Origin of the sequence: Streptomyces sp. NPDC093801 (assembly GCF_040701585.1) — a bacterium.
Taxonomy (GTDB): domain Bacteria; phylum Actinomycetota; class Actinomycetes; order Streptomycetales; family Streptomycetaceae; genus Streptomyces.
This window is the reverse complement of record NZ_JBFBDP010000059.1, coordinates 1-23,545: the sequence shown is the minus strand read 5'-3', so window position 1 is coordinate 23,545 and position 23,545 is coordinate 1. Positions and strand designations below refer to the sequence as shown.

Here is a 23,545-nt window from a genome sequence, read left to right as displayed (position 1 = left end):
CCATGCTGCGCACCCCGACCGGCGGCGCCCCGAAGAAGGGCGCCGCCGGGACCGCCGGCTCGGCCGGGCAGCTGGTGAGCATCGGCACGGTGCTCACCATGCTGCGCGACGAGTTCCCCGAAGTCACGATCTCGAAGATCCGCTTCCTGGAGGCGGAGGGGCTCGTCGAGCCCCGGCGCACGCCTTCCGGGTACCGCAAGTTCAGCACGGACGACGTGGAGCGGCTCGGGCGCATCCTGCGCCTCCAGCGCGACCACTACCTGCCGCTGAAGGTCATCCGCGAGCAGCTCGACGCGCTCGACCGGGGCGAGCAGATCCGGATTCCGGCTCCGGCCGCGCACGGCGAGTCCGTCGAGGGCCCCGCCGGATCCTCCGGGTCCGGGGAGGCGGGCGGGAAGCCGCCCGCCGCGGCCCGGGTCGGACGGGCCGAGCTGATCGCCGCCGCCGAGGCGGACGAGGAGCAGCTCGCCGAGTGGGAGTCGTACGGGCTCGTCTGCGAGGAACCCGCCGGCGGGTTCGGCGCCGAGGCCGTGGCCGTCGCCCGCCTGATCGCCGACCTCGGCCGGTTCGGGCTGGAACCGCGCCACCTGCGGGCCATGAAGGCGGCGGCCGACCGGGAGGCCGGTCTGGTGGAGCAGGTGGTCGCGCCGCTGCGCCGGCACCGCAATCCGCAGACCAGGGCGCACGCCGAGGCCACGATGAAGGAGCTCGCGGGGCTCTCCGTACGGCTCCACGAGGCCTTCGTGCAGGCCGCTCTCGGGGTCCGGCTCCACTGAACACGGGCGCCGTGACCGGGCCCCGACTACCCAAACCTGCCGGGCAGGTCCTAGGGTTGCTGTGTGAACGAGCTCGACGTTGTGGGTGTCCGGGTGGAAATGCCCTCCAACCAGCCGATCGTGCTCCTGCGTGAAGTGGGAGGCGACCGGTACCTCCCCATCTGGATCGGTCCTGGGGAGGCGACCGCCATTGCCTTCGCGCAACAGGGAATGGCCCCGGCCAGGCCGCTGACGCACGACCTGTTCAAGGACGTGCTGGAGGCGGTCGGCGAGGAGCTGACCGAGGTCCGGATCACGGATCTGCGGGAGGGCGTCTTCTACGCGGAGCTGGTCTTCGCCAGCGGCGTCGAGGTGAGCGCGCGGCCTTCCGACGCCATAGCCCTGGCCCTGCGGACGGGGACGCCGATCTACGGCAGCGACGGTGTGCTGGACGACGCCGGAATCGCGATTCCCGACGAGCAGGAGGACGAGGTGGAGAAGTTCCGCGAGTTCCTCGACCAGATCTCCCCCGAGGACTTCGGCACGGGCCCGCAGTAGAGCCGGACGCGGGCGCGGCGCGCACCGCGTCGTCCACCGGGGACATTCAGCCCATTCGAGTAGCCTTTCCCCGCAATGGGGTACGGGAAACCACTCTCAGGGTGATTATCACTCGGCGTGCCGAGTGTGGCGATCGTTGACGCACCCCGGGTCACTGCCTACCTTCAAGGTGGCAGGTCAAGGACGGAGGGTCGGCGTGAGGACCACGGGCGACGGTACGACCGGGGGCATCCCCGTACGGAGTGACGGTGGTCCGTCCCCGCTACTCGGCGGCGGGCCGGGTGCCGCGCACCGTCAGCCGGCGTCGAAGCCGGTCGGACCGGTGAACGACGCGCCGGCGCCCGAGCAGGTCGGCTACCGCGGACCGACGGCGTGCGCCGCCGCCGGGATCACCTACCGGCAGCTGGACTACTGGGCGCGCACCGGGCTGGTGGAGCCCAGCGTGCGGCCCGCCTACGGGTCGGGCACCCAGCGCCTGTACAGCTTCCGCGACGTCGTCGTCCTCAAGATCGTCAAGCGCTTCCTGGACACCGGGGTGGCCCTCCAGAACATCCGCACCGCCGTGCAGCACCTGCGCGGCCGGGGGTTCTCGGACCTGGAGCGCATGACGCTGATGAGCGACGGCGCGACCGTCTACGAGTGCACCTCCCCCGACCAGGTCGTGAGCCTGCTCCAGGGCGGCCAGGGGGTCTTCGGCATCGCGGTCGGCGTGGTCTGGCGCGACGTGGAGAACGCCCTGTCGCAGCTGCACGGGGAGCGCGTGGACACGGGCGAGACCGTGGTCGGCCACAACCCGGCCGACGAGCTCGCCGCCCGCCGCAACCGGGCCGGCTGACGCCCGGGCGGGCGGCCGGCCCGGGCGGGTCCGCCGGGCGCGGGCCGGGCGGATCCGCGCGTTGTCAGTGGCATGGGGCAGCATCGGTGCCGTGAGAACCGCGCCGACCATCCTCCATCTGGACATGGACGCCTTCTACGCCTCCGTGGAGCAGGCGTCGAAGCCCAGTCTGTGCGGGAAGGCCGTGATCGTCGGCGGGCTCGGCCCGCGCGGGGTGGTGGCCACCGCCTCGTACGAGGCCCGGCGCTTCGGGGTGCACTCGGCGATGCCGACCGCCCAGGCCCGCCGGCTCTGCCCCAACGGCGCCTACCTGATCCCCCGCTTCCTGCTCTACCGCGAGGTCAGCGAGATCGTCATGGGCCTGCTGCGCGAGCTGTCGCCCCTGGTGGAGCCGCTCAGCCTGGACGAGGCCTTCGTGGACCTGGAGGCGGGCGGCAGCGCCTTCGACTCCGCGGGCGCCCGGGCCGCGGGCGAGCGGCTGCGGGCCGACATCACGGCCGCGACGGGACTCAGCGGGTCGGTGGGCCTGGCCGGGTCGAAGATGCTCGCCAAGATCGCCTCCGAGGAGGCCAAGCCGGACGGGCTGCTGCTGATCGAGCCCGGTACCGAGCGCGAGCTGCTCGCCCCGATGTCGGTGCGGACCCTGCCCGGGGTGGGTCCGGCGACCGGGGAGCACCTGCGCCGGGCGGGGATCACCACGGTGGGGGAGCTGGCCGGGGCCGGAGAGGACGAGCTGGTCCGGATGGTGGGCCGGGCGCACGGGGTGGGCCTCTACCGGATGGCCCTGGGGCTGGACGACAGGCCGGTGGTCGCGGAGCGGGACGCGAAGTCGGTGTCGGTGGAGGACACCTTCGACGTCGACCTGCACGACCGGGTGCGGATCCGCTTCGAGGTGCAGCGGCTCGCCGACCGGTGCGTGGGCCGGCTGCGGGCCTCCGGGCACTCGGGGCGCACCATCGTCCTCAAGGTGCGCCGCTACGACTTCTCCACCCTGACCCGCTCCGAGACCCTGCGCGGGCCCACCGACGATCCGGCCGTGGTGCGCGAGGCGGCCGCGCGGCTGCTGGAGGGCGTGGACACCACCGGCGGGGTGCGGCTGCTGGGGGTCGGTGTGACCGGGCTCGCGGACTACACCCAGGAGGACCTCTTCGCCCAGGCGCTCGGCGCGGGCACGGGGGAGGCCCCCTCCGTCGTGGCGGAGGGGGCCGTGGAGGCGGACGGGACGGGCGGGGGTGCGGCCGTCCCCGGGGCCCCGGGGGCTCCAGGGCCCCTGGGGCCTCCGGGGCCCTCCGAGGCCGCCGTGGGGCCCGGGGAGGACCCGCAGGCCGCCGCTGCGCGGCACTGGCCCGCGGGCAGCGACGTACGGCACGCGGTGTACGGGCCCGGGTGGGTGCAGGGTAGCGGGGTCGGGAGGGTGACCGTGCGCTTCGAGCAGCCCGGGTCGCCGCCCGGGCGGGTCCGTACGTTCCTGGTGGACGACCCCGAGCTGGAGGCCTCCGACCCGCTGCCCCTCGTGGGCCGGCCCGTCCCGGGACAACACACCCAGGGGGTGTCCGGAAAGTAGCGCCGCCCGCCCCGCGGGGCGGGCGGGACTCTGCGGACACCCCCTAGCGGTTCTCGGGCGGGGGGAGGTGGAGGTCGCCGGGCAGGGACACGTCCAGGCCGTAGTGGTGGTACAGCTGGAGCTCCTGTTCGGGGGAGAGGTGGCGGCCCACGCCGAAGTCGGGGGCGTCCTTGATCAAGGAGCGTTCGAAGGGGACGCGCAGCACCTCTCCGACCACCTCGCTCGGCTCCAGCGGGACGAACGCGTCCCGGCCGAACAGGCCGGTGCGGACCGCGGCCCACTCCGGGACGCCCGTGGCGTCGTCCAGGTAGACCTCGTCCACGGTGCCGATCTTGGCCCCGTTCCGGTCGAACGCCTTGCGGCCGATCAGGCTGCGCGGATCGATGTCGGTCTGCACGGTCCCTCCACGTGGTCGCAGTCATCCGTAATGACTACAAAAGTGCATATTCCGATAGGGGGCCACTCGAGGGAGGGTCCAGAACCTCGCTGGTAGGCTGGGTGGCGGCTGTTGACCCTGTGCGGGAGAGTCCTCCGAGTGAGCTCGACGGAGGCGCCGAAGGAGCAAATCCTCCCCGGAATCTCTCAGGCATACGTACCGCACGCGACGAGGCCACTCTGGAAAGCAGGAGCGGGTGCCGGGCGCGCAGTGCCGGTCCCCACTCCTCACCGACGGTGAAAGCCGGACGACGGGCGACCCCCGAGACTCCGGTGAAGCTCTCAGGTTGAGATGACAGAGGGGGAGGCCGTCCGGGTGCCCGCGCCGTGGTGCCCCTCGCAGGTCATACGACCAGGAGGCCTCCGTAATGACCGCCAACCGCATTCCGCTCTCCCAGCTCGAGCGGGGCATCCCCTTCGAGCAGCGTCACATCGGCCCGGATGCCGAGGCGCAGGCGAAGATGCTCGCCCAGGTGGGCTACGGCTCCCTCGACGAGCTGACCGCCGCCGCGGTGCCGGATGTGATCAAGACCGCCGAAGCGCTGAACCTGCCCGAGGCGCGGACCGAGGCCGAGGTGCTCGCCGAGCTGCGCTCGCTCGCCGACCGCAACCAGGTCCTGTCGTCGATGATCGGTCTCGGTTACTACGGGACCTTCACGCCGCCGGTGATCCTGCGCAACGTCATGGAGAACCCCGCCTGGTACACGGCCTACACCCCGTACCAGCCGGAGATCTCGCAGGGCCGCCTGGAGGCCCTGCTGAACTTCCAGACGGTCGTCGCCGAGCTGACCGGCCTGCCGACCTCCGGCGCCTCCCTCCTCGACGAGGGCACCGCCGCCGCCGAGGCCATGACGCTGGCCCGCCGCGTGGGCAAGGTCAAGGGCAACGTCTTCCTGGTGGACGCCGACGCGCTGCCGCAGACCATCGCCGTGATCGAGACCCGCGCCGAGCCGATCGGCATCGAGGTCGTCGTCGCGGACCTCTCCGAGGGCATCCCCGCCGAGATCGCCGAGCGCGGCGTCTACGGCGTGCTCCTCCAGTACCCGGGCGCCTCCGGCGCCGTGCGCGACATCAAGGCCGTCATCGACCAGGCCCACGGGCTCGGCGCGATCGTCACCGTCTCCGCCGACCTGCTCGCGCTGACCCTGCTGACCTCCCCGGGCGCCCTCGGCGCGGACATCGCCGTCGGCACCACCCAGCGCTTCGGCGTCCCGATGGGCTTCGGCGGCCCCCACGCCGGCTACATGGCCGTCCAGGCCAAGCACGCCCGCTCGCTGCCCGGCCGCCTCGTCGGCGTCTCCGTGGACGCGGACGGCAACAAGGCCTACCGCCTGGCCCTCCAGACCCGCGAGCAGCACATCCGCCGCGAGAAGGCCACCAGCAACATCTGCACCGCGCAGGTCCTGCTCGCCGTCATGGCCGGCATGTACGCCGTCTACCACGGCCCGGACGGCCTGAAGACGATCGCCCTGCGCACCCACCGCTACGCCGCGCTGCTCGCCGCGGGCCTGAAGGCCGGCGGGGTCGAGCTGGTGCACGGCTCCTTCTTCGACACCGTCACCGCCCGGGTGCCCGGCAAGGCCGCCGAGGTCGTCGCCGCCGGGCGCAAGGGCGGGGTGAACCTCCACCAGGCCGACGCCGACCACGTCTCGATCTCCTGTGACGAGACCACCCTGCGCGCCGACCTCGAGGCCGTCTGGGCCGCCTTCGGCGTCTCCGCCGACATCGAGGCCCTGGACACCACCACCGGGGACGCGCTGCCCGAGGGCCTGCTGCGCACGGACGCGTACCTGACCCACCCGGTCTTCCACCAGCACCGCTCCGAGACCGCGATGCTGCGCTACCTGCGCAAGCTCTCGGACAAGGACTACGCGCTGGACCGCGGCATGATCCCGCTGGGCTCCTGCACCATGAAGCTCAACGCGACCACCGAGATGGAGCCGGTGACCTGGCCCGAGTTCGGCCAGCTGCACCCCTTCGCCCCGGTCGAGCAGGCCGAGGGGTACCTCACGCTCATCAGCGAGCTGGAGGAACGTCTCTGCGAGGTCACCGGCTACGACAAGGTCTCCATCCAGCCGAACGCCGGCTCCCAGGGCGAGCTCGCCGGCCTGCTGGCCGTGCGCGCCTACCACCGCGCGAACGGCGACGAGCAGCGCACCATCTGCCTCATCCCGTCCTCCGCGCACGGCACCAACGCCGCGAGCGCCGTGATGGCCGGCATGAAGGTCGTCGTCGTCAAGACCGCCGACGACGGCGAGGTGGACACCGAGGACCTCCGCGCCAAGATCGAGCAGCACCGCGACGAGCTCGCCGTGCTCATGATCACGTACCCGTCGACGCACGGTGTGTTCGAGGAGCACGTCGCCGACATCTGCGCCCAGGTGCACGAGGCGGGTGGCCAGGTCTACGTGGACGGCGCCAACCTCAACGCCCTGGTGGGCCTGGCCAAGCCGGGTCACTTCGGCGGCGACGTCTCGCACCTGAACCTGCACAAGACCTTCTGCATCCCGCACGGCGGCGGCGGCCCGGGCGTGGGCCCGGTCGGCGTCCGGGCCCACCTGGCCCCGTACCTGCCGAACCACCCGCTCCAGCCGACCGCCGGCCCGGAGACGGGCGTCGGCCCGATCTCGGCCGCGCCGTGGGGCTCCGCGGGCATCCTGCCGATCTCCTGGTCGTACGTCCGCCTGATGGGCGGCGAGGGCCTCAAGCGCGCCACCCAGGTGGCGGTGCTCGGCGCCAACTACATCGCCAAGCGCCTGGAGCCGCACTACCCGGTGCTCTACACCGGCCCGGGCGACCTCGTCGCGCACGAGTGCATCATCGACCTGCGCCCGCTGTCGAAGGAGACCGGCGTCAGCGTCGACGACATCGCCAAGCGCCTGATCGACTACGGCTTCCACGCCCCGACCATGTCCTTCCCGGTGGCCGGCACGCTGATGATCGAGCCGACCGAGTCCGAGGACCTCGCCGAGATCGACCGCTTCTGCGACGCGATGATCGCCATCCGCGCCGAGATCGAGCGGGTCGCGGGCGGCGAGTGGCCGGCGGACGACAACCCGCTGGCCAACGCCCCGCACACGGCGGCGTCCCTGGGCGGCGAGTGGAACCACCCGTACACCCGCGACGAGGCCGTCTTCCCCGGTGGCGTCTCCGCCGCCGAGAAGTACTGGCCGCCGGTGCGCCGGATCGACGGCGCCTTCGGCGACCGCAACCTGGTGTGCTCCTGCCCGCCGCTGGACGAGTACGACAACTGAGCCCTCGGGCCCGGCGGCCCCGTGAGGGGGCGCTGACAGCACGCTGAAAGGGGCCGGTCCCGGAGCTCACCGCTCCGGGACCGGCCCCTTCGTACGTCCGGGCGCGGTGCCCGCTCAGGCCGCCGCGAGCGGGCGGTGCGGAGCGATGATCTTGCCGTCGGGCAGCAGCTCACCGGTGTCCTCGAAGAGCAGGACGCCGTTGCACAGCAGGCTCCAGCCCTGCTCCGGGTGGTTGGCCACCGGGCGCGCGGCCTCCCGGTCGGCGGACTCTGATGACGGGCAGGCAGGCTGGTGCTGGCACATGGATGCGTTCTTTCGCTGCGGTGTGGTCTGTTCGCTACGGCTCGATGCGTGATTCATGGCCGTCCCCCTGGGTCGTCCCCGCGCCTGCGGGGAGGATGTCCTCAGTCTTCCCCCATGACGGCTGCTTCGCAGGGATTTCCCGGCAGCAGTCCTCATGGATTGAGGACGCATCACTCGTGCGGGCGGTTCAAGCCAACTGCCCTGTCCTTTCGGATGGTTCACGACTGGTCCCGCCGGACTAGGCCGAATGGGTCAAGCGGGTCAGTCGGCGTGTCGGGTGGCGGGACGAGCTGGTATGAGGGGCAGGGCGCGCCGCAGGCGCGGCCCTGATCGCGGGCCGCGGCCTGCGGGCGGAGCGGGGGGTTCAGGCCGCGGGGGCCGCCAGGGTGGGCGGTGCGGGTGGTACGGGCGGGGCCGCCGGGGTCAGCCGGTGGGTCAGCAGGGGCAGCAGCTCCGAGACGGGATGCGGCCGGTAGGGGGCGATCCCGGGCGGGGCCGGGGCCAGCGGCACCAGCAGGTCGGCCGCTGCGGGCAGGCCGGCGGCGGCGTCGGCGCCGACCGCCCCGTGCAGCCAGAGGGTCAGCATGTAGAGCTCCGGGACGGACAGCAGCCGGGGCTGGTAGGTCTTGCCGAGCTGCTCCGCCTGGCGCAGGGCCCGCTCGGTGGCGGCGACGTAGGGCCCCTCGAAGAAGTGCGAGAAGGCCCAGCCGTCCGGAGTGAGCCGCGTGTCGGCCGCCGCCACGAAGCGGTCGCCGCTGCGGATCAGGAACCGCCAGGCGGTGAGGCGGGTGCGGGGCGGCCTGCCGTCGGCCGCGCGGCCGGACATGCTCAGGCGGTCGAGCACGTGGACCGGAAGGGGGAGCTCGGCGGTCATCGGACCCTGGACCGCGCGCAGGGCGGGGGTGTGTGCCTCGTGGACGGCGGTGGGAGAACCGAGTGCCGCGAGGACGCTGCGCAGGGCGGGCGCGGGGGCCGGGTGGACATGCAGCGGCATGGTGGGTCGCCTCTCACTTGGGAGACCGGTGGTGCAGGGGAAGGTGCGGACGGCGCTGTCGCATTCTGGGGTCAGAGGTGGGCATTGGGGCAATGGCCGCGCGCCAACTCTCTGCCTCGTTTGCGGAGTTTATACGACATGTGTTCACACAGTGTTTCGGCTAGCTGTCCCGCCTATTGCCGACAAGGCGCTTACCGGTCCCGCTGTCATGGTATTCATGCCGTTCACGCGTGAAGGAACCGCGCTGACCTCGGAGGTTACCGGAAGGGGGCTCGGCTGGAAAGTGCCGGTAATCATGAACGGGTAAAACCCGTACGGAATTTGCGCACCGGGGGTTGCCAGGCGAATGTGCCGGAGCGCCCATCCGGCCACACCGGCGCGCGCTCCCCGCCAAGCCGCGCCGCGCGGCGTTATCGATCACGGCCCCTGGGCATCATCGACCGTAACGCGCGCCCGGACGCACCGGGCCAGGCCCACTCGAGGAGGGACGCTTCGATGGGGGAGAAGGTCGTGGCAGGCGGATTCGACCTGTCCGATCGGCATCGGTATCGGAGGAAGCTTCACGAGTGCCTGGAGGGGCTGGAGCGGCTTCTGGCGGAGAAGAGGTTCGACCGCCCCAAGAACATGATGGGACTGGAGATCGAGCTGAATCTCGCGGGTGCCGACGGTTTGCCGCGCATGGTGAATGCGCAGGTACTGGAGCGGATTGCGAGCCCGGATTTCCAGACCGAACTCGGAATGTTCAACCTGGAGGTGAACGTACTCCCGCACCGGCTCGACGGGCGGGTATTCGACCGGCTCGCGGAGGAGTTGAGCGCGGGCCTGCACTACGCCCACCGGCAGGCCGCGGAGATCGACGCGGGGGTGGTGATGATCGGGATCCTCCCGACGATCACCCGCGCCGACCTGGCGCTGGCCAACCTGTCGGCCGTGGACCGCTACTCCCTGCTCAACGAGCAGATCCTGATGATGCGCGGCGAGGACTTCCGGCTGGACATCGAGGGGGTCGAGCGGCTGACCTGGAGCACCGGGTCGATCGTGCCGGAGGCCGCCTGCACCTCCGTACAGCTGCACCTCCAGGTCACCCCGGCGCGGTTCTCGGACGTGTGGAACGCCGCCCAGGCGGTGACGGCCGTACAGATAGCGGTGGGGGCGAACTCGCCGTTCCTGTTCGGGCACGAGCTGTGGCGCGAGTCGCGACCGCCGCTGTTCACCCAGGCCACGGACACCCGGCCGCCCGAGCTCCAGGCCCAGGGGGTCCGTCCGCGCACCTGGTTCGGGGAGAAGTGGGTGGACTCGGCGTACGAGCTCTTCGCCGAGAACGTCCGCTTCTTCCCCTCCCTGCTGCCGATCTGCGACGAGGAGGAGCCGCTGCGGGTGCTCGCCGAGGGCGGGGTGCCCAGCCTCCAGGAGCTGGTGCTGCACAACGGCACGGTCTACCGGTGGAACCGGCCCGTCTACGGGGTGGCCGACGGGATGCCGCACCTGCGGGTGGAGAACCGGGTGCTGCCGGCCGGGCCCACCGTCGCCGACGTCGTCGCCAACGCCGCCTTCTACTACGGGCTCGTCCGCACCCTCGCGGACGAGCAGCGCCCGGTGTGGACCCGGATGTCCTTCGCGGAGGCCGAGGCCAACTTCGACGCGGCCTGCCGGTACGGGATCGACGCGCGGATCCGCTGGCCCCGCAAGGGCCGCTCCGGGGGGCTGGCGAGCGTGCCGGCCGTGCGGCTGGTGCTGGACGAGCTGCTGCCGATGGCCGCGGCCGGGCTGGACGCCTGGGGCATCGAGCCCGCCGACCGGGACTTCTACCTGGGGATCATCGAGGAGCGGTGCCGGCGCCGGGTGAACGGGGCGACCTGGCAGGTGGAGACGTACCACCGCGCCCTCGCGGGCGGACTGGACCGCGACGCCGCCCTGGCGGCCACCACCCGGCGCTACAGCGAGCTGATGCACCGGGGCGACCCCGTGCACACCTGGCCGGTCGGTCTGGAGGAACAGGAGGTGGACGCCCCCGCGGCCGTCCGCCGCTGACCGGCGCACCGGTCCGGCCCGCCGGCGCCCCGGACCGGTGCGCCCGTCCCGTCCCGGACCGGCCCGCCCGTCCCGGTGATCCCGTCCGGCCTCCGAGGAGGCAGTATGGGGTGGTCGGAGCGTGACGGGCGGGGCAGGACGGGAGTCGGGCGTGCGGGCGGAACCGGAGCCGGTGTTCATGGAGCTGGGCGAGGACGGGCGGCGGCGCCTCCTGCGCACCGAGACGCTGCTCGTGCTCGCGCTGTCGCTGGGCGCGAGCAGCGTCTCCTCGCTGATCAGCTTCATCGGCTCGCTCACCAGGCCGGGCGGCCTCAAGGACCAGGCCGCCACCCTCAACGGCTCCCACGCCCCCGGACGGCCCTGGCTCGACCTGGCCTGGCAGCTGTTCGGGATCGCCACCGCCCTGGTGCCGGTGCTGCTCGTCGCGCACCTGCTGACCCGGGAGGGCGCGCCCGGCCTGCGGGTGCTGGGCTTCGACCGCACCCGCCCCGGCCCGGACCTCGCCCGGGGCGCACTGGTGGCCGCCGGCATCGGGAGCGCCGGGCTGGCCTTCTACCTGGCGGCCCGCGCCACCGGCTTCAACCTGACGGTGGTGCCGGAGGCACTGCCCGACGTGTGGTGGAAGTTCCCGGTGCTGATCCTCTCCGCGGTGCAGAACGCCGTGGTGGAGGAGGTCATCGTGCTCGCCTACCTGCTGCGCCGGCTGGGGCAGCTGGGCTGGTCGCCGACGGCCGCGCTGCTGGCCAGTTCCCTGCTGCGCGGCTCGTACCACCTCTACCAGGGCATCGGCGGGTTCATCGGCAACGCGGTGATGGGCGTCGTCTTCGTCCTCGCCTACCGGCGGTGGGGCCGGGTGGGGCCGCTGGTCGTCGCGCACGCGCTGCTCGACATCGTGGCCTTCGGCGGGTACGCCCTGCTCGCCGGCAAGGTCGGCTGGCTGCCGACCCCGTAGGGCGTCACGGGGAGGTGCGCAGCTCGCCGTCGATGACGGTGACGGCGTGGCCCGTCAGGAGCGTGCGCTCGCCCTTCAGCCGCACCCGGACCAGGCCCCGGCGGGCCCCGCCCTGGAGGCCGGTCATCTCGGTGCGGCCCGTGCGCGCCGCCCAGAAGGGGGCGAGGGCGGTGTGGGCGCTTCCCGTGACCGGGTCCTCGTCGATGCCGAGCGCGGGGAAGAAGCCCCGGCTGACGAAGTCGTAGCCGCGGGAGGGGTCCTCGGCGGGGGCCGTGACGATCATCCCGCGGCGGGCGTAGCCGCGCAGGGCGGCGAAGTCGGGGGTGAGCTCCCGTACCGACCGCTCGTCGGCCAGCTCCACCACCAGGTCGCCGATGTGGGCGGAGGTGTCGTGCACCGACTTGACCGGGGCGCCGAGCGCGTCGGCGATCGCGGGGTCCGGCTCGACCGGGGTGAGGGCGGAGGTCGGGAAGTCCATGGTCACGGTGCCGTCGTCGGCGACCTCGGCCGTGAGGACGCCGCAGCGTGCCGTGAAGCGGATCAGGCCCTCGGCCAGGCCGCTGGTGGCCAGGGCGTGCGCGGTGGCGAGGGTGGCGTGGCCGCACATGTCGACCTCGGCGGTCGGGGTGAACCAGCGCAGCGCCCAGTCGGCGTCCCCGCCGGGCGGCAGCGGGTGGGCGAAGGCCGTCTCGGAGAGGTTGACCTCCGCGGCGACCTGCTGGAGCCAGGCGTCCGGCGGGAACGGCCCGTCCAGGAGGAGGACCCCGGCGGGGTTGCCGTGGAAGGGGCGGTCGGTGAAGGCATCGATGATTCGCAGGCGCATGGACCGACCGTAGGTGCCCGCCGGGACCCGCACCAAGGCCAATCCGGGATGACTGGCCTTGGTCCGCCCCGGTGCGGTCGTGTCGGTGGCGGTCAGGTGCGGGAGAGCGCCTTGGTCCCCGACAGCATCGGGATCAGGGTGTAGTTCCCGTCTCCGGAGCCGCAGGTGGGGGCGGTGTCGGCGGTGCCGGAGATCTTCGTTCCGGTGCGGAAGCGCCCGTCACCGCTCGGCAGGAAGGTGGTGAAGTGGTCGGTGAAGCGGTCGAAGTAGTACTGGCACTGCTGGAGGTTCAGGTAGCGGCCGGCGGTCAGGTCCAGCGCCCGGACGGAGGACAGCAGGGGCACCAGGTAGTAGAGCCCGCGCCCCGGACCGCAGGAGACCTGGGTGTCGGGGGTGTTCGAGACGTTGGTCCCCGCGCTCCACTCGCTGCCCCCGCCCGGCACGATCACGGTCAGGTGGTCGTGCTGGAGGTCGGAGTAGTACACGCACTGGTGCAGGTTCAGGTAGCGGCCGGCGGTCAGGTCGAGGGACTCGAAGGCGGCCCAGGGGCGGACCGGGGTGTAGTTGCCGTCGCCGCCGCCGCAGGACAGCTCCCGGTCCGGTGCGGCCGCGGTGTTGGTGCCCGTGGTGAAGCGGCCGTCGCGGCTGGGCACCAGCGTCGTGAAGTAGTCGACCCCCGGGGTGGGGGCGTACACGCACTGGTGCAGGTTGAGCGTGCTTCCCGCCAGCGGCCGTACCCCGTCGGCGGTGGCCGGTCCGGTGAGCAGGGAGAGCAGCGCGGCGGCGCCGGCTGCTGCGGCGAGCCACTTCCTGATCCGTCCCTGGTGGCGCATGGATGTCCTCTTTCGTCGGCTTCCCATGGATTCGCGGGGCAAGAACAGCACGCGCGGACGAGCGTCGACTAGGAGTTCCCTCAGCAATCCACCCCAAAGGGTGCAGGTGGGGAGCGGTGTTGCCGCCTCCGGATGGCCTTCGCTTGCGATAGTTTCCGATATATCGTTGACGCATCGCGATGGATCAACGATAGTGAAACACGTCAAGCAATCACAGTGAGACGAAAGGAGCGCAGTGATGCGTTCACGCGGACAGCACGACCACGGACACGAGCACGGACGGGGTCACGGCCACTGCGGGCCGGACCGTCGGGAGGAGTTCAGGGGGCTGCGCGCGGCCTTCGGACCGTTCGGGCCCGGCTTCGGCGGCGGGCCCTTCGGCGGGCGGGGCGGGCGCGGCGGCCCGCGCGGGCGGGCGCGGCGCGGCGACGTGCGCGCCTCCATCCTGGCGCTGCTCGCCGACCGGCCCATGCACGGCTACGAGATGATCCAGGAGATCGGCGAGCGCAGCGGCGGGGCGTGGAAGCCCAGCCCCGGCTCGGTCTACCCGACCCTCCAGCTCCTCGAGGACGAGGGGCTGATCAGCAGCGCGAGCGAGGGCGGCAAGAAGCTGTTCACGCTCACCGACACCGGTCGCACCGAGGCCGAGTCGGGCCCGGACGCCCCCTGGGCGGACGCCGGGCGCGGCTTCGACTTCGAGGCGATGCACGAGGTCCGTGCCGCCGGCGTCGGCCTGATGGAGGCCTTCGGGCAGGTCTTCAAGACCGGCACGCCCGAGCAGCGCGAGAAGGCCCTCGCGGTCGTCAACGACGCCCGCAAGAAGCTCTACCTGATCCTGGCCGACGAGCACTGACCGGCCCCGGCCGGACGAGGACGGCGCGCCCCGCGAGAGCTCTCGCGGGGCGCGCCGTCGTGCGCGCGGGAGGGGAGGATCAGGCGACGAGGGCGGCCAGCCGGCGCAGCGACTCGTTCAGGGCCGCGGTCGCCGAGTCCTTGAGCTTGCCCGCCATCAGGGACACGGCGGCGCCGGTGAACTCCCCGTCGATGCGGACCTTCGTGGCCCCGCCGTCGGCGGTCAGGGTGTAGCGGGTGAGGACGGCGACCCCCATCGGACCCTTGCCCGTGATGGCGAGGACGCGCCCGTCCTCCAGTTCCGAGACCGTCCAGAGGACCTCGGCGGGGAAGCCCATCATCTTCATGTTCTCGGTGAAGGTGGCGCCGACCGCGAGGGTCTCGGGGCCGCCCTTCGGGAAGTCGGTGTGGGTCGTGCTCCACCGGCCGTACGCGCCCCAGTCGGTCAGCTGGCCCCAGAGCTTCGCGGCGGGCGCCCCGATGCGTGATTCCGCGGTGACTTCAGCCATGCGTCCACCCCTTCTCGTCGGGTACCTGCGGCGGAACGTAGCTCTCGGGGTCGGAACATTCAATACTGATGACCCGTCAGACATCGGGGTGGGCCGCCCCTTCGGTATCGGCTGCGTCTCAACAGGTGTCACTTGGATGACGCTCCTGACGCACCCTGTCATGATGGCCCGATGCAAGCGTCAGGGAAGAACGCCGGACTGGGCCTCGCCCTCGTCTCGGCGTGTGCGTTCGGTGGTTCCGGCGTCGCGGCGAAGCCGCTGATCGAGGCGGGTCTGGACCCGCTCCACATGGTGTGGCTGCGGGTGGCGGGGGCGGCCCTGGTGCTGTCCCCGCTGGCGTGGCGCCACCGTGACCTGGTGCGGCGGCGGCCCCTGCTGCTCGCCGGCTTCGGGCTGGTCGCCGTCGCGGGCGTGCAGGCCTTCTACTTCGCCGCCCTCTCGCGGATCCCGGTCGGCGTGGCCCTGCTGCTGGAGTACCTGGGTCCGGCGCTGCTGCTCGGATACATCCGGTTCGTGCAGCGCAAGCCGGTGACCCGGGCGGCCGCGGCCGGCGCGGCGGTGGCCGTCGCGGGGCTGGCCTGCGTGGTTCAGATCTGGGCCGGGCTGAGCCTGGACCCGCTCGGGGTGCTCCTCGGCCTCGCCGCCGCCTGCTGCCAGGCCTTCTACTTCGTCTTCGCGGACCAGGGAACCGACGGCGAGGACGTGCCCGACCCGATGGGCGTGATCGCGTACGGCATGATCGTCGGCGCCCTGGTGATGACCGTGCTGGCCCGCCCCTGGCAGATGGACTGGCAGGTGCTGGGCGGGGACGCGGCGCTCGGGGGCGCGCAGGTGCCCGCCCTGGTGCTGCTGGGCTGGGTGGTGCTGGTCGCCACCGTGGCCGCGTACCTGACCGGCGTGGTCTCGGTGCGGATGCTCTCGCCGCAGGTGGCGGGCGTGGTGGCCAACCTGGAGGCGGTCGTGGCCACCGTCCTGGCCTGGGTGCTGCTGGGCGAGCACCTCTCGACCTGGCAGATGGCCGGCGGTGCGCTGGTCCTGGGCGGTGCCTTCATCGCCCAGTCCTCGCGGCCGGCGCCCGCCGTGGCGGGCGAATCGGTTCTGCCCGCGTCGCACTCCGAGCCCGAGGCCGAGGCCGAGCCCGAGGCCGAGAAGGCGAGCGCGTAGGGGCGGGGCGTCCGGTCCGCCCTGGCCCGCCCGGCGGGCAGGGCGTAGGGTGCTGACCATGCATTCGACCGTGCTTCCGCCTCCCGCCGCCTAGCGCGGGCGGCCGCCACCGAACGAGAGACCGGCCCCGGGTTCCCGGGGAGGTCCGTGCTGCCCGCGAAGCGATGACCCCCTTTCCTCATCCTTCACGCATGCGCGGAGAACCACGTGTCGAACCCCTCGCCCGCCGCCGGGCGCAGCCTGCTCTACCTCGTCGTCGCCGGAGTCGCCTGGGGCACCGCCGGGGCGGCGGCCTCCCTCCTCTTCCTGGCCAGTGACCTCGGTCCGCTCGCCCTCTCGTTCTGGCGCTGCGCCGGCGGGCTGGTGGTGCTGCTGGCGGTGCTGGCCGTCCGCCCCCGCGCGCGGGCGGGGCGCGGCCGGCGGCCCTCGGCGGCCTCGCTGATCGGGACGGGCCTGATGTTCACCCTCTTCCAGGCCGCCTACTTCGGCGCCGTGCGGGAGACGGGCCTGGCCGTCGGCACCGTGGTCACCCTGGGGGCCGGGCCGGTGCTGATCGCGCTGGGCGCGCGGTACTGGATGGGCGAGCGGCTCGGCCCGGGCGGAGTGGCCGCCGTCGGCGGCGCCCTGGGCGGGCTCGCCGTCCTGGTGCTGGGCTCCGGGGGCGGCGAGGTGCGGCCGCTCGGGGTCGGCTGGGCCCTGCTCTCGGCCGCCGGCTACGCGGGGATGACCCTGCGGGCGCGCTGGCTCGGGCGGCGCGGGGAGGGCGGGGACCCGCTGGTCACCACCGCCTGGTCGGTGGGCGTGGGCACGCTGTGCCTGCTGCCGCCGGCCGCGGTGGAGGGGCTGCTGCCGCACACCGGTGAGCCCGCGCGCGTGCTCGGGCTGCTGGTGTACGTGGCCGTGGTGCCGACGGCCCTGGCGTACGCCCTGTACTTCACCGGGGCCGCGGCCGTACGGGCCGCGACCGTGTCCGTGATCATGCTGATCGAGCCGGTGAGCGCGGCCGCCATCGCGGTCGTGGTGCTCGGGGAGCGGCTGACCGGGGCCGTGGTGCTGGGCACCGTACTGCTGCTGTCGGCGGTCGGTGCGCTGATCGCCGCCGAGGCGCGCAGGCCCGCGGGCCGGGCGGACCTGCCCGGGGGCCGGCCCGCCCGAGAGGCTCAGAGCGCGCTGAGGTAGTCCGGGACGGCGATGCCGGGGTCCAGGTCGGCGGCCGGGACGGGGGTGCCGTACGCCGGCGCCACCGGGACCACGCCCGACCAGAAGGGCAGCCCCAGGTCCTCGGCGTCGTCGTTCGGCCCGCCCGTGCGGACCTTCGCGGAGACCTCGTCCAGGTCCAGCCGGATCACGGCCGTCGCCGCGAGCTCCCTGGCGTCGGCCGGGCGGGAGTCGGCGGAGCGGCCGGGCACGACCTGGTCGACCAGGGCGTCCAGGGCCATGCGGCGCTCCGCCTCGTCGGTGACCTGGCGGGCCGTCCCGTGCACGACCACCGAGCGGTAGTTGATCGAGTGGTGGAAGGCCGACTTGGCCAGCACCAGGCCGTCCACGTGCGTCACCGTCAGGCAGACCGGCAGGCCCGGGTCCTCCCGGCCGGCGGCCAGCAGGGGGCGCGAACCGGTGGAGCCGTGCACGTACAGGGCCTCGCCCACCCGGCCGTACAGCGTCGGGAGGACCACCGGCGCGCCGTCGCGGACGAAGCCCAGGTGGCAGAGGTAGCCCTGGTCGAGTATCGCGTGCACCGTCTCGCGGTCGTAGCGGGCCCGGTGACGGGAGCGGCTCGGGACGGTGCGTTCGGTCGGCGCGTAGTCGGCGGGGTGGGCGCTCATGGTGCGGACTCCATTGTACTAGTGCATAATGGGCTTTGTGCTAGGAGAATATACGATCAGTGGGCGCCGCGCATCGGACATCGCGGCCAGCATCGAATCGGGCGTCGGCTCGGGCGCCCTCGCGCCCGGGGCGCTGCTGCCGCCGATGCGGGAGCTGGCCGGCGTCCTGGGGGTGAACCCCAACACCGTGGCGGCCGCCTACCGGTCGCTGCGCGAGCGCGGGATCATCGAGACCGACGGGCGGCGCGGCAGCCGGGTGCGCGGCCGGCCCGCCAGCGCCCCGCGCGACGCGCTGCGTCCGGACGTGCCCGAGGGCGTACGGGACGTCGCGCACGGCAACCCGGACCTCGCCCTGCTGCCCTCCCTGGAGGGGCCGCTGGCCGCCGCCGCCCGCCGGTACGCGCAGGCCCCGACCCGCTACGGGGAGGACCCGGTGCTCCCCGAGCTCGCCCGGCTCGCCCGCGCCGGCTTCGAGGCCGACGGGGTGCCGGCGGGGGCCCTGGCGGTGACCTCGGGCGCCCTGGACGGCATCGAACGGGTGCTGGCCGCCCACCTGCGGCCCGGGGACGCGGTGGCGGTCGAGGACCCCGGCTGGGGGAGCGTGCTCGACCTGGTCCCCGCGCTGGGCCTGCGGGTGCTCCCGGTGGCCGTCGACGACGAGGGGCCGCGGCCGGAGGCCCTGGCCCGGGCGCTGGAGGCGGGGGCCCGCGCGCTGGTGGTGACGGCCCGCGCGCAGAACCCGACCGGGGCCGCGGTCACCCCCGGGCGGGCCGCGCTCCTGCGGGAGCTGCTGGCCGCCCGGCCCGAGGTGCTGGTCATCGAGGACGACCACGGCATCGGGATCGTGGACCTGCCGCTCTGCCCGCTGGGCGGAGTCACCCGGCACTGGGCGCTGATCCGCTCCACGGCCAAGGCGTACGGCCCCGACCTGCGGCTCGCGGTGCTCACGGGCGACGCCGTGACGACGGACCGGGTCCGGGGCCGCCAGCGGCTGGGCCCCGGGTGGGTGAGCAGGCTGCTCCAGAGCGCGGTGGCCGAGCTGTGGGCCACCGGAGCGGTGGACCGGGCGGCGGTGGCGCGCTCGTACGGGCTGCGGCGGGACGGGCTCGTCGCCGCGCTGGCGGAACGGGGGGTGCCGGCGCACGGGCGCAGCGGGATGAACGTATGGGTGCCGGTGGCCGACGAGACGGCGGTGGTCACCCGGCTGATGACGGCGGGCTGGGCGGTGCGGCCCGGCGCCGCCTACCGCGTGGAGGCGGGGCCCGGGGTGCGGATCACCGTCTCCACCCTGGACGGGCCGGACCTCCTGCCCCTGGCCGGGGCCGTGGCGGCGGCGGTGCGCCCGGCGACCGGCGCCCGCTTCGACTGACGGCGCTCACGCGAAGGCCCCCGCCGCGCGGTGCGGCGGGGGCCGGGCGGGGGCCCTCGGGTCAGGCGGCCTTGCGGGCCGGCGGGCGGGACTGGGTGAGGGCCGCGCCCGCGAGGACGACGAGGGCGCCCACCGGGGTGTTCCAGTGGAGCTGCTCGCCCAGGACCAGCACGCCCGCCGTGGTGGCGATCACCGGGATGAAGTAGGTGACCATCTGCGCGGTGGTCGGGCCGACCTCCGTGACCAGGCCGTACTGCATCTGGAGGGCCACCCCCGTGCCCAGCGCGCCCAGGGTGACCACCGCGAGGGTCGGCCACGGCGGGAAGGAGGCGGGCGCCGAGGTGAACAGGGCGCTGACGGCGGCCAGCTGGAGGGTCGAGACGGACAGCTGCCCGGCGGTCATGGCGACCGGCGAGCCGGCGGTCCCGGCCAGGGTGCGGCGGACGTAGATCCAGCCGATCGGGTAGCTGAGCGAGGCCAGCAGGGCCAGGGCCGTGCCCTTGGCGTCGACGCCCGCGAAGCCCTGCCAGGCGCCCAGCACGGTCAGCACCCCCAGGAAGCCGATGCCCAGCCCCGCGAACCGGCGGCGCGTGGGGCGGTCCTCGGAGAGGGCGACCAGCGAGAGCGCCATGCCCCACAGCGGCGAGGTGGCGTTGCAGATCCCGGCCAGCGTCGAGGTGATGGTCTGCTCGGCGTAGGCGAAGAGCGCGAAGGGGGCGGTGTTCAGCAGGAGCGCGGCCACCGTCAGGTGCCCCCAGGTGCGCAGCCCGCGGGGGAGCGGCTCGCGGCGCACCAGCAGCACCGCCAGCAGGGCGAGCGCCCCGAAGAACACCCGGCCCAGGGCGACCTGGAAGGGGACGAAGGCCCCGGTCCCCACCTTGATGAAGAGGAAGCTGAAGCCCCACACCACCGAGAGGAAGGCGAAGCGCACGCGCCAGTCGAGGGCGCCGGTACGGCCGGCCCCGCGCAGGGGGGCGGTGGAGGTGATCGGGGCGGAGGAGGCGGGGCGGGGGGTGGCGGGTGCGCTCATGGGCTTCACTCTGCTGCGCGTGACCTCGTAGGACAAGCGAGATTTCCTGCGCACGACGGCGTAGCATCGCTTACATGTTGAACCTGGAGCGCCTGCGCACCCTCGACGCCCTCGCCCGCCACGGCTCGGTCAGCGGGGCGGCGTGCGGACTCCATGTGACCACGTCGGCGGTCTCCCAGCAGATGGCCAAGCTGGAGCGGGAGGTCGGCCAGCCCCTGCTGGCCAAGAACGGCCGCGGCATCCGGCTCACCGACGCCGGGCGGCTGCTCGCCGACCATGCGGCCCGGATCATCTCCCAGGTCGAGCTCGCCCAGGCCGACGTCGAGGCCCAGCGCGGCCGCGCGGTGGGGGAGCTGCGGATCGGGGCCTTCCCCACCGCCATGCGCGGGCTGCTGCCCCAGGCCCTGACGGCCCTGCGCGCCGGCCACCCCGAACTGCGGGTGCTGGTACGGGAGAAGGAGCCGGAGGAGAGCATGGCGGCGGTGGTCCGGGGCGACCTCGACATGGCCCTGGCCATCGACTGGCACAACAAGCGGATGCCGGTCCCGGCCGAGCTGACCCGCATCCACCTCCTCGACGACGCCGCCGACATCGCGGTCCCGCAGGACCACCCGCTGGCCGGCCGGACGCAGATCTCCCTCGCCGAGTTCGCCGACGACGACTGGATCTCCTGGAACGAGGGGCAGTTCTGCCACGAGTGGCTGGTCTTCACCCTGCGCGGTACGGGCATCGAGCCGCGCGTCGCGCACATCGCCGAGGAGCACCACACCCAGCTCGCCTTCGTCGAGGCCGGGCTGGGGGTGTGCGTGACGCCCCGGCTGGGCCGGGGGCCGGTGCCGCCGGGGGTCCGCCTGCTGCCGGTGTGCGACACCGTACGGCGCCACGTGTACGCCGTCTGGCGCGCGGACGCCGACCGCCGGCCCTCCCTCCGCGCGGCCGTCGAGGCCCTGAAGACGGCGGCCGCCGGGGTCGGGGCGCCCTAGGGCCCCTAGAGCTTGCGGAAGTCCCAGGACACGACCGAGTCCGGGGTCAGGCGGATCCAGGCGTGCCGGCCGTCGTGCGGCATCTCCTCGATGCCGAAGTTCTTCCGCGGGAAGATCCGCTCCGCCTCCGCGAGCTCCGGGCAGGGCTCGCCCGTGCGGGGGGCCTCGCCGACGAAGACCGCCGTGCCCGACAGCTCGACCCCGCGCAGCTCGCCGTACTCCTCTCCCGCGTCCACCACCACCGAGATCCGGGGGTCCCGCCGCAGGTCGGACCAGCGGCGGCTGCGGGTGATCGAGTACAGCCACAGCGAGGTGCCGTCCCAGGCGAACCACAGGGCCCCCACGTGCGGGCGCCCGCCCGGGGAGACCGTCGCCACCCGGCAGGTGCGCCGCTCGCGCAGGAAGGCGTCCACCTCCTCCCCGGTCATCATGATGCGGCGGCCCCGCCGCTGCGCCCCCTGCCCGCGTGTCCCGTCCATCCGTCGCGCACCCCTTCACATCTGACTGTGTGTCAGGAATCATGCGTCCTCTTCCGACGACGCACCAGGGGGAGCCATGCCGGAGTTCGATCCCGCCGTCACCGCGCTGCTCACCGTCGAATGCCAGAACGGGGTCGTCGGCGAGGAGAGCGCCCTGCCCGAGCTCGCGAAGGAGGCGCGCGGCTCCGGGATGCTCGACCGGGTGGCCGCGCTCGTCGACGCCGCGCGCGGAGCCGGGGTGCAGGTGGTGCACGCGGTCGCCGAGCGGCGCCCGGACGGGCTCGGGGCCAACACCAACGCGCGGCTCTTCCGGGCCGCCGGGAGGCTGCCCGTGCGCCAGCTGACCGGCAGCCGGGCGGTGGAGGTCGCCGCCCCCCTCACGGTGGACGCGCGGGACCTGGTGGTCCGCCGGCTCCACGGGCTCTCCCCGATGGCCGGAACGGACCTGGACGCCCTGCTGCGCAACCTCGGAGTGCGGACCCTCGTCGTCACCGGGGTCTCCTCCAACATCGCGATCCCGAACACCGTCTTCGACGCCGTGAACCTCGGCTACGAGGTCGTGGTCCCGGCCGACGCCATCGCCGGGGTGCCCGCCTCCTGCACCGCCGAGGTGATCCGCAACTCGCTCGCCCTGGTGGCGTCCGTCACCACGGCCGAAGCCCTCGTCGCCCGGTGGGCCGCACGGCGCTGACCCCCGTAACCTGGCCGGATGTTGTCCGAAGTGATCGCGACGCGCTACGTCACGCCCCTGCGTGAGGGCGGCTCGCTCCCGGGAATCGTCGAGGCCGACGACCTCGGTACCTACGTTATGAAATTCACCGGAGCCGGCCAGGGCCGCAAGACCCTGGTCGCCGAGGTCGTCTGCGGGCGCCTCGCCCAGCGGCTGGGGCTGAGGGTCCCGCGGCTGGTCCAGATGCAGCTCGACCCCGTCATCGGGCTCGCCGAGCCCGACCAGGAGGTGCAGGAGCTGCTCAAGGCCAGCGGCGGCCTCAACCTCGGCATGGACTACCTGCCCGGCTCGATCGGCTTCGACCCGCTCGCCTACCGGGCGGACCCCGTCGAGGCCGGGCGCGTCGTCTGGTTCGACGCGCTGATCAACAACGTCGACCGGTCCTGGCGCAATCCGAACATGCTGGTCTGGCACGGCGACCTCTGGCTCATCGACCACGGTGCCACGATGATCTGGCACCACAACTGGCCCACCGCCCGGGCGGCGGCAGCCAAGCCCTACAACGCCTCCGACCACGTCCTGGCCCCGGTCGGCCCGGACCTCGCGGCCGCCGCCGCCGAGCTGGCCCCCCTCGTGACCGAGGAACTGCTCACCGAGGTCGCGGCGGACGTCCCCGACGAGTGGCTCGTCGACGAGCCCGGCTTCGACTCCGCCGACGCGGTACGGCGCGCCTACGTGGAGGTGCTGCTGCCGCGCGCGGCGACGATCCACGAGAGGATCACCATGGAGGCCGAGGTCAGGCCGCAGTCCGGCCCGCCCGGCTGGCTCGCCGAGCGCCTCCCTCCCCAGTCGGACAAGAACAAGAACAAGCAGAAGAGCGGCGACGAGTGACCAAGCGGGACGTGTTCGAATACGCGCTGGTGCGCGTGGTGCCCCGGATGGAGCGCGGCGAGTGCTTCAACGCCGGCGTCATCGTCTACTGCCGGGCGCACTCCTACGTCGCCGCGCGCACCCACCTCGACGAGGCCAAGCTCCTCGCCCTGGACCCGCAGGCCGACGTGGCCGGGGTCCGGGCCGCGCTGCGCGGCGTCGAGGGGCTGTGCGAGGGCGGCGAGCGGGCGGGCCAGGCGGCGGGCGACGACGCGGGGCGGCGGTTCCGCTGGCTGATCGCCCCCCGCAGCACCGTCGTCCAGCCGGGGCCGGTGCACACCGGCCTGACGGCCGATCCCGCCGCGGAGGTGGAGCGCCTGCTGGACCTGCTGGTCCGCTGACCGGGCGGCCCGCGGGCCCGCCGCCGTCCGCCGTCCGGGGCCGACACCGCCCCGG

Annotated in this window: 24 protein-coding genes and 1 riboswitch; of the genes, 15 read left to right on the top strand and 9 right to left on the bottom strand. The window is 73.5% G+C overall.

Translation table 11 applies throughout. From position 1 onward, the window contains the following. Positions 1-2 precede the first annotated feature (2 nt). The 4 genes from AB0469_RS39010 (at position 3) to AB0469_RS38995 (ending at position 3,712) form a co-directional block, all read left to right on the top strand. Positions 3-776, top strand: coding sequence for a MerR family transcriptional regulator (locus tag AB0469_RS39010; protein WP_366456352.1), 774 nt, complete (start codon positions 3-5; stop codon positions 774-776). A gap of 63 nt (positions 777-839) precedes the next feature. Beyond that, positions 840-1,313 carry a bifunctional nuclease family protein gene (locus tag AB0469_RS39005; protein ID WP_007262890.1) on the top strand — a complete coding sequence of 158 codons (474 nt, stop codon included), beginning with the start codon at positions 840-842 and terminating at the stop codon, positions 1,311-1,313. A 196-nt stretch (positions 1,314-1,509) separates the two neighbouring features. Next, positions 1,510-2,148, top strand: coding sequence for a MerR family transcriptional regulator (locus AB0469_RS39000; protein WP_366456351.1), 639 nt, complete (start codon positions 1,510-1,512; stop codon positions 2,146-2,148). A 91-nt stretch (positions 2,149-2,239) separates the two neighbouring features. Next, the gene (locus AB0469_RS38995; protein WP_366456350.1) at positions 2,240-3,712 is read left to right on the top strand and encodes a DNA polymerase IV; all 1,473 of its coding nucleotides are present in this window, start codon (positions 2,240-2,242) and stop codon (positions 3,710-3,712) included. Positions 3,713-3,755: 43 nt separating this feature from the next. Here the strand turns inward: AB0469_RS38995 and AB0469_RS38990 are convergent, their stop codons facing one another. Beyond that, positions 3,756-4,109, bottom strand: a complete 354-nt coding sequence (locus tag AB0469_RS38990; RefSeq protein ID WP_366456349.1) for a PRC-barrel domain-containing protein — start codon at positions 4,107-4,109, stop codon at positions 3,756-3,758. A 112-nt stretch (positions 4,110-4,221) separates the two neighbouring features. Continuing rightward, positions 4,222-4,320, top strand: a riboswitch (glycine riboswitch). Positions 4,321-4,515: 195 nt separating this feature from the next. Here AB0469_RS38990 and gcvP point away from each other — a divergent pair. Further along, complete coding sequence (gene gcvP, locus AB0469_RS38985) at positions 4,516-7,401, top strand: aminomethyl-transferring glycine dehydrogenase (RefSeq protein WP_366456348.1); 2,886 nt, start codon at positions 4,516-4,518, stop codon at positions 7,399-7,401. A 114-nt stretch (positions 7,402-7,515) separates the two neighbouring features. On the opposite strand, the gene AB0469_RS38980 is transcribed toward gcvP, so the two are convergent. Both AB0469_RS38980 and AB0469_RS38975 read right to left on the bottom strand, forming a co-directional pair. Further along, the gene (locus AB0469_RS38980; RefSeq protein ID WP_042809437.1) at positions 7,516-7,704 is read right to left on the bottom strand and encodes a DUF5999 family protein; all 189 of its coding nucleotides are present in this window, start codon (positions 7,702-7,704) and stop codon (positions 7,516-7,518) included. Positions 7,705-8,068: 364 nt separating this feature from the next. Further along, positions 8,069-8,698, bottom strand: coding sequence for a hypothetical protein (locus AB0469_RS38975; RefSeq protein WP_366456347.1), 630 nt, complete (start codon positions 8,696-8,698; stop codon positions 8,069-8,071). Positions 8,699-9,193: 495 nt separating this feature from the next. On the opposite strand from AB0469_RS38975, the gene AB0469_RS38970 reads away from it, so the two are divergent. Both AB0469_RS38970 and AB0469_RS38965 read left to right on the top strand, forming a co-directional pair. After that, complete coding sequence (locus AB0469_RS38970; RefSeq protein WP_366456346.1) at positions 9,194-10,729, top strand: glutamate-cysteine ligase family protein; 1,536 nt, start codon at positions 9,194-9,196, stop codon at positions 10,727-10,729. A 178-nt stretch (positions 10,730-10,907) separates the two neighbouring features. After that, positions 10,908-11,681, top strand: a complete 774-nt coding sequence (locus AB0469_RS38965; RefSeq protein ID WP_366456356.1) for a CPBP family intramembrane glutamic endopeptidase — start codon at positions 10,908-10,910, stop codon at positions 11,679-11,681. Positions 11,682-11,685: 4 nt separating this feature from the next. On the opposite strand, the gene AB0469_RS38960 is transcribed toward AB0469_RS38965, so the two are convergent. Continuing rightward, positions 11,686-12,504 carry a PhzF family phenazine biosynthesis protein gene (locus AB0469_RS38960; protein ID WP_366456345.1) on the bottom strand — a complete coding sequence of 273 codons (819 nt, stop codon included), beginning with the start codon at positions 12,502-12,504 and terminating at the stop codon, positions 11,686-11,688. Between the two features lie 92 nt (positions 12,505-12,596). Beyond that, positions 12,597-13,337: a hypothetical protein gene (locus AB0469_RS38955; protein WP_366456344.1), complete on the bottom strand. Its 741-nt coding sequence runs from the start codon at positions 13,335-13,337 to the stop codon at positions 12,597-12,599. 238 nt (positions 13,338-13,575) lie between these two features. Between AB0469_RS38955 and AB0469_RS38950 the strand changes: the two genes are divergently transcribed. Continuing rightward, on the top strand, positions 13,576-14,190 hold the full coding sequence (locus AB0469_RS38950; RefSeq protein WP_366456343.1) for a PadR family transcriptional regulator: 615 nt from the start codon (positions 13,576-13,578) through the stop codon (positions 14,188-14,190). Between the two features lie 79 nt (positions 14,191-14,269). Here AB0469_RS38950 and AB0469_RS38945 read toward each other — a convergent pair whose 3' ends face one another. Continuing rightward, positions 14,270-14,698: an SRPBCC family protein gene (locus AB0469_RS38945; RefSeq protein ID WP_366456342.1), complete on the bottom strand. Its 429-nt coding sequence runs from the start codon at positions 14,696-14,698 to the stop codon at positions 14,270-14,272. Positions 14,699-14,869: 171 nt separating this feature from the next. Between AB0469_RS38945 and AB0469_RS38940 the strand changes: the two genes are divergently transcribed. Next, positions 14,870-15,862, top strand: coding sequence for an EamA family transporter (locus AB0469_RS38940; protein WP_366456341.1), 993 nt, complete (start codon positions 14,870-14,872; stop codon positions 15,860-15,862). Positions 15,863-16,069: 207 nt separating this feature from the next. Next, the gene (locus tag AB0469_RS38935; protein WP_366456339.1) at positions 16,070-17,041 is read left to right on the top strand and encodes an EamA family transporter; all 972 of its coding nucleotides are present in this window, start codon (positions 16,070-16,072) and stop codon (positions 17,039-17,041) included. On the opposite strand, the gene AB0469_RS38930 is transcribed toward AB0469_RS38935, so the two are convergent. Then, a complete protein-coding gene (locus AB0469_RS38930) occupies positions 17,023-17,688 on the bottom strand; it encodes a pyridoxamine 5'-phosphate oxidase family protein (protein ID WP_366456338.1) in 666 nt (221 codons plus the stop codon). The two genes, AB0469_RS38935 and AB0469_RS38930, sit on opposite strands and share 19 nt — an antisense overlap. 37 nt (positions 17,689-17,725) lie before the next feature. On the opposite strand from AB0469_RS38930, the gene AB0469_RS38925 reads away from it, so the two are divergent. Then, on the top strand, positions 17,726-19,057 hold the full coding sequence (locus AB0469_RS38925) for an aminotransferase class I/II-fold pyridoxal phosphate-dependent enzyme (RefSeq protein WP_366456337.1): 1,332 nt from the start codon (positions 17,726-17,728) through the stop codon (positions 19,055-19,057). Positions 19,058-19,118: 61 nt separating this feature from the next. Here AB0469_RS38925 and AB0469_RS38920 read toward each other — a convergent pair whose 3' ends face one another. Beyond that, positions 19,119-20,087: a DMT family transporter gene (locus AB0469_RS38920; RefSeq protein ID WP_366456336.1), complete on the bottom strand. Its 969-nt coding sequence runs from the start codon at positions 20,085-20,087 to the stop codon at positions 19,119-19,121. 74 nt (positions 20,088-20,161) lie between these two features. On the opposite strand from AB0469_RS38920, the gene AB0469_RS38915 reads away from it, so the two are divergent. Continuing rightward, on the top strand, positions 20,162-21,070 hold the full coding sequence (locus AB0469_RS38915; RefSeq protein WP_366456335.1) for a LysR family transcriptional regulator: 909 nt from the start codon (positions 20,162-20,164) through the stop codon (positions 21,068-21,070). A gap of 5 nt (positions 21,071-21,075) precedes the next feature. On the opposite strand, the gene AB0469_RS38910 is transcribed toward AB0469_RS38915, so the two are convergent. Next, a complete protein-coding gene (locus tag AB0469_RS38910; protein ID WP_366456333.1) occupies positions 21,076-21,549 on the bottom strand; it encodes a pyridoxamine 5'-phosphate oxidase family protein in 474 nt (157 codons plus the stop codon). A gap of 76 nt (positions 21,550-21,625) precedes the next feature. Here AB0469_RS38910 and AB0469_RS38905 point away from each other — a divergent pair, with 76 nt between their 5' ends. The 3 genes from AB0469_RS38905 to AB0469_RS38895 are packed head-to-tail and all read left to right on the top strand — an operon-like array spanning position 21,626 to position 23,490. Beyond that, positions 21,626-22,240: a cysteine hydrolase gene (locus tag AB0469_RS38905; RefSeq protein WP_366456332.1), complete on the top strand. Its 615-nt coding sequence runs from the start codon at positions 21,626-21,628 to the stop codon at positions 22,238-22,240. A gap of 18 nt (positions 22,241-22,258) precedes the next feature. After that, positions 22,259-23,110 carry a HipA family kinase gene (locus AB0469_RS38900; RefSeq protein WP_366456331.1) on the top strand — a complete coding sequence of 284 codons (852 nt, stop codon included), beginning with the start codon at positions 22,259-22,261 and terminating at the stop codon, positions 23,108-23,110. After that, complete coding sequence (locus AB0469_RS38895) at positions 23,107-23,490, top strand: DUF3037 domain-containing protein (protein ID WP_366456330.1); 384 nt, start codon at positions 23,107-23,109, stop codon at positions 23,488-23,490. The genes AB0469_RS38900 and AB0469_RS38895 overlap by 4 nt, the downstream gene beginning before the upstream one ends. Positions 23,491-23,545: the final 55 nt, after the last annotated feature.